Origin of the sequence: Halomonas sp. A40-4, from assembly GCF_015767635.1 — a bacterium.
Taxonomy (GTDB): Bacteria; Pseudomonadota; Gammaproteobacteria; order Pseudomonadales; family Halomonadaceae; genus Vreelandella; species Vreelandella janggokensis.
The window spans coordinates 2,564,290-2,577,550 of the sequence record NZ_CP065230.1 but is presented as its reverse complement, the minus strand read 5'-3'; the positions used below and the strand labels follow the sequence as shown (position 1 = coordinate 2,577,550).

Annotated in this window: 15 protein-coding genes and 1 pseudogene; 5 read left to right on the top strand and 11 right to left on the bottom strand. The window is 55.5% G+C overall.

The genetic code is table 11. From position 1 onward, the window contains the following. From IT895_RS12030 to IT895_RS12015, 4 genes are all read right to left on the bottom strand, one after another. Positions 1-1,833, bottom strand: a complete 1,833-nt coding sequence (locus IT895_RS12030; protein ID WP_085920388.1) for a copper resistance system multicopper oxidase — start codon at positions 1,831-1,833, stop codon at positions 1-3. 69 nt (positions 1,834-1,902) lie between these two features. Next, entirely contained in the window at positions 1,903-3,237 is a 1,335-nt protein-coding gene (locus IT895_RS12025) for an ATP-binding protein (RefSeq protein WP_199283576.1), read from the bottom strand. Continuing rightward, positions 3,224-3,889, bottom strand: coding sequence for a response regulator transcription factor (locus IT895_RS12020; RefSeq protein ID WP_199283575.1), 666 nt, complete (start codon positions 3,887-3,889; stop codon positions 3,224-3,226). The genes IT895_RS12025 and IT895_RS12020 overlap by 14 nt, the downstream gene beginning before the upstream one ends. 15 nt (positions 3,890-3,904) lie before the next feature. Then, a complete protein-coding gene (locus IT895_RS12015; RefSeq protein WP_233337236.1) occupies positions 3,905-4,414 on the bottom strand; it encodes a cupredoxin domain-containing protein in 510 nt (169 codons plus the stop codon). Between the two features lie 192 nt (positions 4,415-4,606). Between IT895_RS12015 and IT895_RS19515 the strand changes: the two genes are divergently transcribed. Together IT895_RS19515 and IT895_RS12010 are read left to right on the top strand one after the other, a co-directional pair. After that, positions 4,607-4,741, top strand: coding sequence for a hypothetical protein (locus IT895_RS19515; protein ID WP_254902990.1), 135 nt, complete (start codon positions 4,607-4,609; stop codon positions 4,739-4,741). Between the two features lie 116 nt (positions 4,742-4,857). Then, positions 4,858-5,163 carry a DUF411 domain-containing protein gene (locus tag IT895_RS12010; protein WP_233337235.1) on the top strand — a complete coding sequence of 102 codons (306 nt, stop codon included), beginning with the start codon at positions 4,858-4,860 and terminating at the stop codon, positions 5,161-5,163. A 97-nt stretch (positions 5,164-5,260) separates the two neighbouring features. Here the strand turns inward: IT895_RS12010 and IT895_RS12005 are convergent, their stop codons facing one another. Beyond that, complete coding sequence (locus IT895_RS12005; RefSeq protein ID WP_085920393.1) at positions 5,261-5,776, bottom strand: cytochrome b; 516 nt, start codon at positions 5,774-5,776, stop codon at positions 5,261-5,263. Positions 5,777-7,073: 1,297 nt separating this feature from the next. Here IT895_RS12005 and IT895_RS19610 point away from each other — a divergent pair. Next, a pseudogene (locus IT895_RS19610) lies at positions 7,074-7,235 on the top strand (transposase); the annotation flags it as partial. 305 nt (positions 7,236-7,540) lie between these two features. Here the strand turns inward: IT895_RS19610 and radC are convergent. The 6 genes from radC to IT895_RS11970 form a co-directional block, all read right to left on the bottom strand. Then, complete coding sequence (gene radC, locus IT895_RS11995; protein WP_199283574.1) at positions 7,541-8,038, bottom strand: RadC family protein; 498 nt, start codon at positions 8,036-8,038, stop codon at positions 7,541-7,543. 88 nt (positions 8,039-8,126) lie between these two features. Then, positions 8,127-8,738, bottom strand: a complete 612-nt coding sequence (locus tag IT895_RS11990; protein WP_199283573.1) for a lambda exonuclease family protein — start codon at positions 8,736-8,738, stop codon at positions 8,127-8,129. A 36-nt stretch (positions 8,739-8,774) separates the two neighbouring features. Beyond that, positions 8,775-9,560: an ERF family protein gene (locus IT895_RS11985; RefSeq protein ID WP_199283572.1), complete on the bottom strand. Its 786-nt coding sequence runs from the start codon at positions 9,558-9,560 to the stop codon at positions 8,775-8,777. Positions 9,561-9,649: 89 nt separating this feature from the next. Then, a complete protein-coding gene (locus IT895_RS11980) occupies positions 9,650-9,826 on the bottom strand; it encodes a hypothetical protein (RefSeq protein ID WP_199283571.1) in 177 nt (58 codons plus the stop codon). 151 nt (positions 9,827-9,977) lie between these two features. Further along, a complete protein-coding gene (locus IT895_RS11975) occupies positions 9,978-10,946 on the bottom strand; it encodes a DUF932 domain-containing protein (RefSeq protein WP_199283570.1) in 969 nt (322 codons plus the stop codon). A gap of 90 nt (positions 10,947-11,036) precedes the next feature. Then, complete coding sequence (locus IT895_RS11970) at positions 11,037-11,375, bottom strand: hypothetical protein (RefSeq protein WP_092825619.1); 339 nt, start codon at positions 11,373-11,375, stop codon at positions 11,037-11,039. A 156-nt stretch (positions 11,376-11,531) separates the two neighbouring features. Here IT895_RS11970 and IT895_RS11965 point away from each other — a divergent pair, with 156 nt between their 5' ends. Both IT895_RS11965 and IT895_RS11960 read left to right on the top strand, forming a co-directional pair. Further along, complete coding sequence (locus tag IT895_RS11965) at positions 11,532-11,981, top strand: LexA family protein (RefSeq protein WP_199283569.1); 450 nt, start codon at positions 11,532-11,534, stop codon at positions 11,979-11,981. Next, complete coding sequence (locus IT895_RS11960) at positions 11,978-13,255, top strand: Y-family DNA polymerase (protein ID WP_199283568.1); 1,278 nt, start codon at positions 11,978-11,980, stop codon at positions 13,253-13,255. The genes IT895_RS11965 and IT895_RS11960 overlap by 4 nt, the downstream gene beginning before the upstream one ends. The last annotated feature ends 6 nt before the right edge of the window (positions 13,256-13,261 follow it).

Genomic DNA, 13,261 nt, shown 5'->3' with positions numbered 1-13,261 from the left:
TTAAGAAACCTGAACAACGCGGAACATGCCAGCATCCATGTGGTAGAGGAGGTGGCAGTGGAACGCCCAACTGCCCTCGGCGTCCGCAGTGATCAGCGCAGACACGCGCTCGCCGGGCTTCACATTTAGGGTGTGTTTGCGCGGTATCAATTCACCCTGGCCGTTTTCCAGCTCCATCCACATGCCGTGGAGGTGGATAGGATGTTCCATCATGGTGTCGTTGATCAGGATCAGGCGCAGGCGTTCGTCTTTTTCGAAGTGAATAGGGCCGGAAACCTCGCTGAACTTCTGGCCGTCGAACGACCACATGTAGCGCTCCATGTTGCCGGTAAGGTGCAATTCAAGCTCACGGCCGGGTTCGCGACGGTCGGGCCAGGGAGTGAAAGATTTCAGATCGCGATAAACCAGCACACGCCGCTCGTTGGGATCAATACCAATACCTGCCTGGCCGTAGCGGGAGCCTGGCTGTACTTCACCAGCCGCCAGCATGCCGTTTTCGCGTGTTTTGCGCTGCTCGCTGGCCATACCTCCCATGCCCGAATGGTCCATGCCTTCCATGCTGGAATGATCCATCCCACCCATGTTTGACATGCTCGAGTGATCCATTTCCTCCATATTAGCGTTATCCATCCCCTGCATATTCGACATGCCGGAATGATCCATGCCGCCCATCCCCCCCATGCCGTGAGCGCCCATGGCTTCCATGCCGCGGTCGGCAATCTGACGGCGCTTGGGGATCTCCGCCTGCATGCCTTCGCGCGGCGCCAGCGTGGCGCGGGCGTAGCCGCTGCGGTCCATCGACTCAGCGAAGATGGTGTAGGCCTGATCATCTTCGGGTGCGACCACCACATCGTAGGTTTCGGCAACGCCGATGCGGAACTCATCGACGGGAACGGGCTGCACCGGCTGGCCGTCGGCGGCCACCACGGTCATCTTGAGGCCAGGGATGCGCACATCGAAGTAGGACATTGCCGAGCCGTTAATCACCCGCAAGCGCACACGCTCGCCTGGCTTGAACAGCGCGTTCCAGTTTTCCTCGGGAGAATGGCCGTTGAGCAGGTAGGTGTAGGTGCTGCCGGTTACGTCGGCGATATCCCGCGAGCTCATGCGCATCTTGGCCCACATGCTGCGCATTTCGGCCGTTTGGGCGAAGCCGTTTTGGCGTATGTCGGCGAAGAAGTCGGCAATCGTGCGTTCCTGAAAGTTGTAATAACCTTCCATGGTTTTGAGATTGCGAAACACCGACATGGGCTCTTCAAAGGTCCAGTCGGTCAGCAACAGCACGTGCTCGCGGTCGTAGCGAAAGGGTTCACGCTCGGCGGCGTCGATAATTAACGGCCCGGCATGACCAAGCTGTTCCTGCAGGCCGGAATGGCTGTGGTACCAATAAGTGCCGTTCTGACGGACAGGAAAACGATAAGTAAAGGTTTGGCCTGGCTCAATACCGGCAAAACTGACGCCCGGTACACCGTCCATGCCCGGCGGTAGAATCAAGCCATGCCAGTGGATTGAGGTGGGTTCGTCGAGCAGGTTGGTGACACGTAATACAGCGTCCTGACCTTCCTTAAGGCGTATCAGCGGGCCGGGACTGGTACCGTTGAGGCTAATCGGGCGAGCCTCTTTTCCATTAATCGGGATGGATTCGCGTCGGATAGCCAGCGACACATTAGGCCCCTCTTCCACGCCCTTTGAATAGACATTTGTGCGTCCCCAAGGGTTAGCCCAGGCGGGGCTTAAGCCCATCGCTGCGGCGGAACCCAATCCAAGTGCCGCGCTACCTTTCAACACCTGGCGGCGTGAAAGTGGGTGGGTGATGATGTCCGAACGCGTCATGTAAAACTCCCATCGCTGATGAATGACATCATCTTGGGGGAGAAAGCTGAATCAACGCTGAAAAAGCAGTTAAGCGGAGGTGACGCCTGTCATTGGCAATGTGGTGATGACCCGAAGGCCACCCAACGGGCTGTGCTCAAACTGGCAGCGACCGTGATAACGCGCTACCAGCTGTGAGAGAATAGCTAGTCCCAGGCCATAGCCAGGGTGGTGCTCATCCAGTCGGGTGCCACGCTCGCCGAGGCGCACCATATCGCTTTCGGCAACGCCGGGGCCGTCATCGTCAATCGTTAAAGTCAGTGCGTCTGATGAGGTGCTAATGTGGCAGCGAATCTCGCTGGTGGCCCATTTGCCAGCGTTATCCAGCACGATGCCCAGTATTTCGGCGTAATCGTGGGCATCGATCGGCACTTGGTCGCGCGCGTCAATCGCCTGCGTCAGCTCGAACAACTGTTCAGAGTAGAGGCTACGAAACATCTCCATCAGACGTTGACTGTCACGGGTCAGGTGGGTCATGCGACCCGCATGAGGACCTGCGATGCGTGCACGGCGCAGCTCAGCATCCAGCTGGGCGTTGATGTCCTCGATGCGCATCAGCAATTTCCGGCGGCGGTTTTCATCAATCGGTCGGTTGCCGCTTAGTACTTGGGTAACGGCGGCCAACGGGGTTTTCAGCGCGTGGGAAAGGTTAGCGACCGACTCACGTGAGCGTTTAAGGCGCAGGTCAATGTCGTCCATAAAGCGGTTAAGCTGGGCAACAAGCGCGTCGAGTTCGTCGGGCGCTTTTAGCGAGAGGCGCTGGCGGTCGCCCGCTTGCAATGCTTCCAATTGATAACGCAGTTGCCAAAGCGGCCTTAATCCGCGATTGACGGCCAGCATATTGAGCGTGACCAGCACCGCGAGCATGCCCGCAGCGATGCCGCCCACCCACCAGTGCAAAGTACCTAGGCCTGCTTCGACTTGGGAAAAATCCTCACCAATCAGCAACACGCCGTTGGCGCCTTGCCATTCGAAATGCTGGCGATACACCAATAAGTGTCGCTCGCCGCGCGTTACCTCGATCAGTGCATCCCCTTTTCCGTTAAGTAGTGGGGCAAGTTGTCGTTGCCAGACTGGGTCTGAGGCGCTGATCTCTCCGTTGAGGCGCAGCACGTAAAGGTGATGAAAGACCTGGTAGGCTTCGCTTGTCGAGGCTAGCGATGTGGGAACCGCCAGGCGGTCTTGTTCGAGTTGTGCGACCGCGTGGTCGGCTTCACGCTTGAGGCGCTCGCCCAGAAAGTCCTTGGCAAGATTTTGCAGGAATACGCCGTGCAGTAGCCAGGTCAGGCCGACTACCAGCAGCGCGACACCGCCCAGCCAGGCGAGCAGGCGAAACTGTAAGCTGCGTTTATTAACGTGAAACAAAAACGTATCCCTGGCCGCGGCGCGTCTGGATGATTGGCTTGCCAAGATACCGGCGCAGGCGAGCCACGTATACCTCAACCAGATTGGGTGCGGGGGCGTCTTGCTCCAACGCGTAAAGCTGTTCCAGTAAGCGCTCCTTGGAGTGAATGCGGTCCGGGTGGTGCATCAGGTAGCGCAGCAGCCGAAACTCGGTGGCAGTCAGCGAACGCCATGTGGTGTCTTCACGGCAAACGCGCTGACCGGCTTCGTCCAGAGACACCCCGTTCAGTGTGATGACTTGGGATAACTGGCCAGACTGCCTACGCAGCAGTGCCTTTAGGCGAGCCATCAGCTCGGCTTCGTGGAAGGGTTTGGTCAGGTAATCATCGGCGCCAGTTTCCAAGCCAACCACCTTGTCTTCCCAGGTGTCGCGCGCGGTGAGTATCAAAATAGGAGTGGCGCGTTTCTGCTTACGCCAATGGGCTAGCAGCTCAAGCCCCGAGCCATCGGGCAGCCCAATATCGAGAATGGCAAGCGCGTATTCTTCGGTGGCCATGAACGACGTGGCCGCCTTAACAGTGGGGGCCACGTCGACCAGGTAACCGTTGTCTTTTAGACTCTCTGCCAAGCTTTCGGCCAGCAAGTCATCGTCTTCTAATAGCAACAGTCTCATTGGTAAAAGGTCTGCTTAGAAAGAAAAATTACCGTACATGCCGGATTCATAGTGGCCGGGGATGTTGCAGGCGTACTCTAACTCGTCAGCATTATCGGGAACTCGCCATAGTAGAGATTCGGTTTCACCGGCGGCAATAGTAACGGCTGCCATGCTACTACCATCAGACATATCGTGACCTTCGCCTTCTGACATGTTGGACATATCATGGCCTTCGCCACCTGCCATTTCTTGCATCATTTTACGATGTGCTTCTTGGGCTTCCTTGCTGCCGATCACGAACTCATGCTCAATACTGCCAGTGTTGGTAATTTCAAATTTCACGATCTCTCCGGCGGCCATTTCCAGCTCATCAGGGTCGAACCACATATCGCCTGCGTCGATGCTAATCGTGCGCTCAGCATCAGCATCGCTAAGGTCGCTTTCGCCGCCGCCGTGTCCAGGTCCCGCCCAGGCAGCGCCGGCAAGTATACTCAGTGAAAGAGCTAATAAGCTGGATGTAAGATGGGTCTTGCGCATAGTCATTTGCCTCCAAGGTGAGTGTGACTCGTTCTTTATACGTCGCCAACCTTAAACGAGCCTGAACTCGCCCAGAAAAAAATGATCTGTAGCAAACTTTCTTTTTCCGCAGGGTGGCATGGCTTGACCCAGGGGGTAACCCCATAGGTCGTAAGCTTTCAGTGGTTTTAAACATCACGCTATTGTCAGGAGGCCACCATGATGAACGCAGACTGTTTTGCAGTAATGGCCTCAATGGGCTGGTTAGCCTGGTTAATGCCCTTCATGCTTCTGTTACTCGTAGGATTGAGCATTGCCTCACTCATCAAATACCTGTTCAGCCGCGCCAATTAGTTCTTTCATTAATAGAGGATACGCTTATAAACCTAAAAACCACTTCACTATTGGTGTCAGGCTCGCTATTGCTGGGAGCAACAGCCGCCCAGGCAGGACTGCCTGATGAAGCAACGATGTACAAAAACCCTCAATCCGGCTGCTGCAATGAATACGCTCGCCACCTGGAAGAGCAGGGCGTAGATGTCACCATTGTGGACGATGCTGAGCTTGGCGAGATCAAGCAGCGGGCCGGGGTACCACACGGACTGGGTTCATGTCATACCATTGGTATTGGCGAGTACTGGATTGAGGGCCACGTACCGATGGAAGCCATCACCAAGCTATTTGAAGACCAGCCTGACAGGCATTGGCTTGGCCGGTATGCCGATTGGTACGCCGGGCATGCCTGGGCCACAGCAGGAGCCCTACGAGGTTTATAGCTTTACCGATCAGGAAGATGAGCCATTCATGACACTTGAGCCTTAATGACGCGAGCAGGCGGTACCTGCTCGCGGCCTAATAGCACAACATCATGGATTAACTCTTTGCCTGCCCTACCATGCGGTACAACGTGCCATCGCGATGAACCCAGTGGTGGAATAAAGCCATGAACACATGTCCTGCAATGAGTACGGTCAGCAAATAAGCAATGGGGCCATGTATTGCTTGCGAGGCTTCTGCAAAGGGTGTGCCAATTCCCTTGGAAACCAAATGATCAAATAACCGAATTCCAAAACCTTGTAGTAAACCACTCACTGGGGCCGCAACCAATAAGGCATAAATAGATAGATGGCCTATCAGCACCGCCTTACCTTGATGCGGAGGGCGATTGCGTATTTGAAAAAGCAGCCAAACAATTCGCAGCCCAACAAGCGCTAAAATCATAAAGCCCACAGTGGCATGCCAAGGCTGAAATAATTGGCTGAATGCATTACCCGGCTGCCAGTTGTTCATATAAGCACTAGCGAGCTGTAATGTCACCAGCAGCGCGGTTATCCAATGTAGCAGGCGGCTAACCGAGCCGTAATATTTCTGTGAGTCGTTAATAGCCATCCAAATTAACCCCGCTGATACTTGCGTTGGAGATGACAACACCCAAGGGACGGCGGTAGGTAAGGGATTGGGCGATGGAAAGACGATACCGCCAAGCTGTTAACAACATACATTTTGTATTTCATACAATTTCCTAATCTGAAGATGCAGGAAACCATATGTCATAAACCTGAACAGAACCTTAAAAGAACTATCAAATGAGGTTAATTTTTTTACCCTGGTCTCCCCGGTGTTTTGCCAATCACTATCGGAAATTGATGTGACCCTCAGCGCGTAATATCGGTCGTCAATCTAAAAAGGCAAATTCACCACTTATAAGATTTTATTGCCAGGAACCGCTTCCTCAAGAATGTTATCTAAAGCAGTTCGTGCGCTCAGTGTCTCTCGACTGGATATTCAAAATGAATTAGCAATGGCATCAAGCTTTTATGGGTTGTACACCGAAAAATCAGTGCTCTTCGGTAAGTATTAGCTGAATAGACCATTGGTGTTTTAGGTGGGTCCGGTCATTTTTATGGCTTGATTATTGTTGCCAAGTTCTGATGCGGTTGTTTTTTCCATCTCTGGTTAAAGTGGCGAAAGTATCGGTTAAAAACTTACTCTAACGGTTTACTGAACAAGTTTGCGCGACATAAAAATACGCTTCTCCATCAGTTGACCAATCCGTGATAGAGCTCATCGGTATTAGGCTCGTCGGACTGTTTGGTGGACTTCTGTTTGGCTTCGAAGAGGTCAGGAGCGTTCTCCAGTACTTCACGCTCCAGGTACTGACCATGGCTGGATGAGGCTGGAAACGGGCAGCCGTCTCGGATGTTATTTAGTCCCCTTTGACATTTTAAAGGGCGGGAATACCTACAAAATGTAGAGGCTTGATGTGACAAAACACGTTGACAATAAATCTAGATTCCATGAGCTCTGTGGATATGTCATATGCTATGTCACAAACGGGTATCACATAAGTAACTAATGTAGGCAGTGATCGGGGGAACTTTACCGGGTGTCCAAGTAGTCACGTGATGCTAGTTGCTTTAGCGACCTCCATGGCGTAGCTGATCGCGGTTACTTTAAGAGACGGAAAATTCTTGCTTGCCACGATGCCGGTTTAACGTCTTATTTCCCTAAGCCAAGAACCTCGCCTAACAAGCTACATTGCTATTGGTGCTCGGCCTATCAGTGTTGCTCAATGAAAACGCAATGCACCACGGGCACCTATAGGCGTATCAAAAGCTGGGAACACTAGGATAAACTGGAGGTGGTAAAATCTCTACTGGACCGGACGCCGAACATGATGCGCCTCCGTCGTCAGAATGTCGAGCACCCCTTTGGCAAGTTGAAAGCGTGCATGGGAATAACGCACTTCATGTCCAAGAGCCTTAAGAACGTCAGCACGGAAATGAGCCTTCAGGTGCTTGCTTACAACATGAAACGCCTCATGAATATTCTCGGTACTGGGGGGTGATCCAAGCAATGCAACCATAGAGTTGCTGAGCTTGGCGCTACTGCGCTTGTAGAATCTGGTAAGGCTCTTTAGTAGAGGCTTCTTAGACTTTTATATCGATCAACGTAGATGTTGGTTTAATTATTGAGGACGTTGTGAACCTATCTAGCTGACCGTTAATGGCGCAATTGCGGTTGTATACTGTAATCCCCAACTGGTTTTTTTGTTTTCACACAGCCTCGCCCGATAGCTGATATAAAAAAGAAAGAAAACATCCCAACTTGGACCCGCCCAGGCGGGCGGATCCAAGTTGCTCTCCATTTCCGCTACAAATATCCCATTTCTGCAAACGACTTACACCCCTCGCTTCCTACCACCACATGATCAATCACCCGAATGTCCATCAGCCCCAGGGCTTCCTTGAGTTGCTGGGTGATTCGCCTATCCGAATCGCTTGGTTCGGGGTCACCGCTTGGATGGTTATGTACGAGGATGACCGCCGCGGCGTTGTAGGTGAGGGCAGCTTTGAGCACTTCCCGGGGGTAGACGCTGGATGTATCGATGGTACCCCGAAACATTTCCTCGAAGCATATGACACGGTGCTGAGTGTCGAGAAACAGAACGCTGAACACCTCGTGCTCGTAGTCCTGGAGCAGTGGCCGCAAGTGCTCGAACGCTTGCGATGGCTGAGTGATCTTGCAGCCTCTGGCAAGTTTGCGACGTGCAAAGCCTTTGGCGAGGTTGATGATGTCAGCTTCGGTAACCGGTTCTACGACTTGGTAAGTGCCTGCCACTTCACCGGCCTTGAGTTTACTTTTCGTCATGGTTGTCTCCAAAAAAGAAAACGCCGAGGTGGTGGCCCCGGCGTCTATGTCGTTATGTGATATATGGTTCGTCGATGATGAGGTGGGTTCATGCCACCATCACTTGGCTGATACGCCGCTCCATTTCTTCGTGGAAGGCCTCGACGCGCTCGGCAATGGTGCGGATCATGATGTCGTCGCGGTAGGCGCGCTTGATAAACAGCGGCATGCCCGGCCAATAGCTGACAAAGTCGATCCATTCCCGCTCGCTGACCCATAAGCCGCCCTGGCATTGTGGTATATGTTCCTCCGGTATTTCTCCCTTCAGCAGCACCTCGATCTGGAACTTGGGCAGTTTGGTTTTGATTTCCAGCAGCCCGTTAGCGCCCACCAGGCTGTCGGGCGAATAGCCCACGTCATGATTGAGGATGATGCCCACTTCCTGCGGGCTCGGCTCGCCGGATGCATTGACGTAGAGTGAACGGGCCACCCCTTCCAGTTCATGACCACGCCGGGTATGGGCATTGCCTTGAAATGGCTCGGCCAATTCACCGGTCATCCGTTCGCCCATCAATTGATGCATGTAGGTAATGGCCCCGGCACCGAATCCACCAGGGCCCTTGCCGTTGACCAGCAAGGTCTTGAGCTCCGACATGGTGACGCGCCCCAGGCGCGCCGCCAGCCACTCGGGAGAGCCTTGCGCCATGTTGAGAATCTGCATGGTCGCCTCCTTGGGTTAGATAGGGGGAAATGCCGGTTACTTATTGGCCCGTTTGGTGAGGGACGCTCGCAGCTTGTCGAAGTCGCTATAGGGCACCTGCACTGCAGCCCCGTACTTGCCGCTGAACCATTCCTGGGTCGTCGCTGGGCACTGGCTGATCAGCCGCTGGATCTGTCCCGCCTGAAACGCCGTCACTGTCTTGATGCCCGCTTTGGTACTGGCATTGCCGTTATCGTCCTGGCCGCGGGTGGTGATATTGAGCAGCGCGCACAGCACGTAACGCTTGCCGTAGCTTGTCGAGGAACCAAACGCCTGTACCGCATTCTTGTTACCGCTGATATCGGCGGGCAGCAGCATGCTGGTTTCTTCACGGTGACCGTCCTTGTGCATCAGAACACCGGTGATCTGGATACCACGCTCCTGCGTCTGAATACGAAAGCTCACCGCAAAGCCATGCTTCTGCATGATCGGGCGTACGGTATCGACGATATCCTCCAGGGTGGCGTAGAAGCCGTTGTTGGTTTGCCCGCGCTCCTCGATGCTGGGCAGTTCTGTCTGCATCGCTGCCATGGCCGCGTTGTAGGCCATCATGGCCTGGCGATCCATCACCCGCTCCTGCATCTGCAGCAAACGCTCCATCTTGTCGATGTCGACGTCCGGGTTCAGCGCGGCACGCTCGATCACCTGAATGATCGCAGTGCTGTCGGCGGTGGGATGTGCCTCCAAGGAGGCCGGTGTGTTTGTCGAGGCAGCGTCTGGCTGAATAGCTGATGACGATGTGTCGGGTTGATTGGAATTGATGACATGGGTGCGTTGTGCCATGGGGCACCTCCGGGTTTCTATAATCAATACAGGATCAATCCAACGCCCAAGCGTTGATGGGCTGGTTGGAAGCGATAAGGTGGGTAGGGTTAGTCGCCCAGGTGATCGGCCAATGTCTCGGCATCCAGGGGCTCCAGGCGGACTTCCGCCCGGTAGAACTTCCCCTGGGCGCAGACGACGGTCTCGGCGTGATGTTTTTGGTTGGCCAGCAGGGCTTCAGTCAGGTGGGTCAGCCCGGTTTCGACGGTGTGAGAGACGAATGTCATGGCAGTTCCTCGTAAGGTAAGCCCCACAGCAAAACGCCCGGCCTTGATGGGGCCGGGCGTTTATGCCGTTGGGGTGGTAAATGTCATTGGATAGGGGAGTGCTTGAAGTCGGGTGATGTGGGAAATCGATGAAGCTTGGTGGCTTAACTGATTACGACACCAATGCAAGCGCGGCATCGAGCGCTTCCTGCTTTAGCTGCGCGCCCTGGCCGAACCACGCCGAGTCCATGCGGGTATCGTTGCTACGTGCCCGTTTCTCATGGTCAACATACTCAGTGACCGCATTGAGCAGGCCCCAGGCCGTGTCCTTGGCGGTGACCAGGTGCGAGCCCCGACCTTCGCCGCTATAAAGCTTCTGCACTTTATTCAGTGCCCGGTAGTTCGGCAGCTTGGAAGGATCATCCAGAGGCGTTTCGGCCCCGCAAATCACCGACTGCAGGTACTGCTGGGCTTCACGGCGGTTGATCTTGCGTTCCGACAGGGCCTTCATGCGGTACATGAAGTCATTCCACTGGGATACGGAAATCCCCAGCTGTCGTTTGACGGCCCGCGGGTCGAACTCCGACCGGTGGGGCACCTTCACCGCCTGCGATGTACCATCAACGGCGATCTGCAATGTGTTGTTACACACCACCCGTACCGTGGTGGGTGTCGCCATGGTCGCCAAGGTGCCATCACACGAGGTGGCCAGCAGCAGATAGTCGTTCACCTCATCCTGGCCTTGCAGCGATGTGCTCAAGCCACTGCGCGCCAGGGCCCAGAACTTGCGACCACCCTTGAGCACCCCGGCGGTTTCCAGCTCATACCCCGCGTACTCGGTCAGGTCTCGGTAAAACTTCAGGATCTCTTCCGGCTGCACCACCTTGTAGCGCTGCGATACCACGGAGAGCGGTGCCTTGTTGTCCGAACGGTAGAGCACCTTTTGTTCGGGGAAGGAATGAATGCTGCCCAGGTGACTTGCGCCTTCGGCAATAAAGCGCACCGGCGCTTCTTCGATGTGCCAGTTCATACCGGCCTGTTGTTGCCAGACTTCCAGCGGTTGATGACGGGTCAGTTGCTGTCCCAGGCCATGCCAGGGGGTAGCGCCTACGTAAGCCATTTGTTCAACGAGATGTGCCATGGGTCATTCTCCAGACATAAAAAAATCGCTGACACAGCTGCCAGCGCATGGGTGGGTGGTGAGTAAGGTGTATCGCCGTAAAGCGGTGTATCAGCGTGCGGGTGCCAGGGGCGGAAAGGGGTGACGAAAGATATGCCCGCACGACAGGCAGAGCCACGGGGTGCCTTCACCGGGCGGCAGCCATTGCGAGAAGAACAGGGCGGCTACCCGCGCCCCCGACTGGCCTCCGGCAAAGGCGCCCATCATCGCGACGGGCAGTTTGGCGAGTGGAAAGCGCGAGGTGGCTATCGACAAAGGCCTCGTGACGGCGGCTGATCGCCAGGCACCGATCGCCCCGCCAATCAGGCAACTCCCCGTGGTGCCGATCCGCTGGGCAGTATCAAGGTTGAGCATGCGCGTTTCAGCACAGTTAAAGCAGGGTGGTGGCATAAGCGGCACTCCTATGGTCAGGGAAGCGATCCCTGTGGTGGGTTCATGGGAGTGATATAGGTTTCAAAATAAGTGGCGTTGATCGTGGTGGTGTTGCATCAACCGGTGTCTTTCTTGATACTGACTATATATACAGTAATCGAGAGGCACCCCACCATGTCATTGCCCGTTTCCCTGCTGGGCCGAGCAGACGCTTATGCCCGGTCATGTCCGTTACCGCTCTATTCGAGTGCGGTGCGTGCGGGCTTTCCGTCTCCCGCCGATGATCACTTGGATACCGACCTGGACCTTCACCAGTACGTAGTGAAGCGTCCAGCCGCGACCTACTTCGTGCGTTCCGAGGGGGATTCCATGACGGGTGACGGCATCCATCACGGTGACTTGCTGGTGGTGGACCGAAGTCTTGATGCGGTGCCAGGCCGTATTGTGGTGATCTGCGTGGACGGCGAACTGACCGTGAAACGGCTGGAGAGGGTGGGCCAGCGCACCTACCTCAAGGCAAGCAATCCCGCTTATCCACCGATTCCGATTGATGGTCGTGAGTCCCACGTCTGGGGCGTCGTCACCCATGTGCTGCACAGCCTGCCAGGGGCAGCGCTGCAATGATGGCCCTGATCGACTGCAACAATTTCTACGTTTCCTGCGAGCGGGTCTTTAATCCGACACTGGAAGGTCGTCCGGTGGGCGTACTCTCCAATAACGACGGATGCGTTGTAGCCCGCTCCAACGAACTGAAAGCCCTCGGCGTCGAGATGGGGGCGGCGATGCACCTGCTGTCGCCCCAGATCCGTCGACAAGCTGTGTTGCTGTCGAGTAATTACGCCTTGTACGGCGACATGTCCCGGCGCGTCACGGAGGTGCTTGGCGAGTTTTCTCCCCATGTGGAGGTGTACTCGATTGACGAGAGCTTCGTGGGCTTTCAGGGGTTTGATCCCGACACGCTGGAGCAGTACGGGCAAAGGTTGCGAGAGACCGTTAAACAATGGACCGGCATTCCGGTCTCGGTGGGTTTTGCGCCATCCCGGGTTCTGGCCAAGGTCGCCAACCATGCCGCCAAGAAACATCCCGCCTACCGGGAGCAGGGCGTGTGCAAGTTGATGGCTGATAGCAAAGCCACTCAGGCGTTGTTGAAACAGTTGCCCGTCATGGAGCTATGGGGCGTGGCCCGCCGCACCGGTGAGCGCCTGCGGGTCATGGGCATTGAAACGGCGTGGGATCTACGCGAAGCGGATCCCAAGCACATACGACGGCATTTTAGCGTGGTGCAGGAACGCATCGTGTGGGAGCTGAGGGGCCAACCGGTGATACAGCTGGACGACATGAGCGAACCCAAACAACAGATCATGGTATCGCGTTCGTTCGGACGACTGACCGGTAATCCGCATGATCTACGCGAGGCGCTGAGACAGCATGCCGCCAGGTCCGGTGAGAAGCTTCGCAAGCAAGGCAGCGTGACCAGTGCCGTCATGGTATTCATCCGTACCAATCCCTTCCGCAACGACTTGCCGCAATATACCAACCGGGTGGTTATTTCACTGGAACGACCCACCGACGACAACCGAGAAATCACGGCCGCCGCAGTACAGGGCTTGCGGCGTCTGTGGCGTAAGGGCTACGCCTACCAAAAAGCCGGCCTGATGTTGCTAGACCTTTCCCCCAAGGCCAACCGCCAGCTCACCCTTGCAGAGACCCCGCAGACCGAAGCAGACGCCGAGCGCAGCGAACGCCTGATGACCACGGTTGATAAGCTCAATCGGGAGCTGGGTCGAGGCACCATCCAGATGGGCCTGCCCCGTAAAGGTAATGCCTGGGCGCTGCGAAGCGAACGGCGCACGCCGCGCTACACAACGCAGTGGAATGAGCTTTTAGTTGTTAAATAAGCGTGA

Bases quoted from the DNA above. Each gene is read 5' to 3' on its own strand.
- IT895_RS12030 (WP_085920388.1), bottom strand. From the start codon at position 1,833: ATGACGCGTTCGGACATCATCACCCACCCACTTTCACGCCGCCAGGTG.
- IT895_RS12020 (WP_199283575.1), bottom strand. From the start codon at position 3,889: ATGAGACTGTTGCTATTAGAAGACGATGACTTGCTGGCCGAAAGCTTG.
- IT895_RS12015 (WP_233337236.1), bottom strand. From the start codon at position 4,414: ATGACTATGCGCAAGACCCATCTTACATCCAGCTTATTAGCTCTTTCA.
- IT895_RS19515 (WP_254902990.1), top strand. From the start codon at position 4,607: ATGATGAACGCAGACTGTTTTGCAGTAATGGCCTCAATGGGCTGGTTA.
- IT895_RS12010 (WP_233337235.1), top strand. From the start codon at position 4,858: ATGTACAAAAACCCTCAATCCGGCTGCTGCAATGAATACGCTCGCCAC.
- IT895_RS12005 (WP_085920393.1), bottom strand. From the start codon at position 5,776: ATGGCTATTAACGACTCACAGAAATATTACGGCTCGGTTAGCCGCCTG.
- radC (WP_199283574.1), bottom strand. From the start codon at position 8,038: ATGACGAAAAGTAAACTCAAGGCCGGTGAAGTGGCAGGCACTTACCAA.
- IT895_RS11990 (WP_199283573.1), bottom strand. From the start codon at position 8,738: ATGCAGATTCTCAACATGGCGCAAGGCTCTCCCGAGTGGCTGGCGGCG.
- IT895_RS11985 (WP_199283572.1), bottom strand. From the start codon at position 9,560: ATGGCACAACGCACCCATGTCATCAATTCCAATCAACCCGACACATCG.
- IT895_RS11980 (WP_199283571.1), bottom strand. From the start codon at position 9,826: ATGACATTCGTCTCTCACACCGTCGAAACCGGGCTGACCCACCTGACT.
- IT895_RS11975 (WP_199283570.1), bottom strand. From the start codon at position 10,946: ATGGCACATCTCGTTGAACAAATGGCTTACGTAGGCGCTACCCCCTGG.
- IT895_RS11970 (WP_092825619.1), bottom strand. From the start codon at position 11,375: ATGCCACCACCCTGCTTTAACTGTGCTGAAACGCGCATGCTCAACCTT.
- IT895_RS11965 (WP_199283569.1), top strand. From the start codon at position 11,532: ATGTCATTGCCCGTTTCCCTGCTGGGCCGAGCAGACGCTTATGCCCGG.
- IT895_RS11960 (WP_199283568.1), top strand. From the start codon at position 11,978: ATGATGGCCCTGATCGACTGCAACAATTTCTACGTTTCCTGCGAGCGG.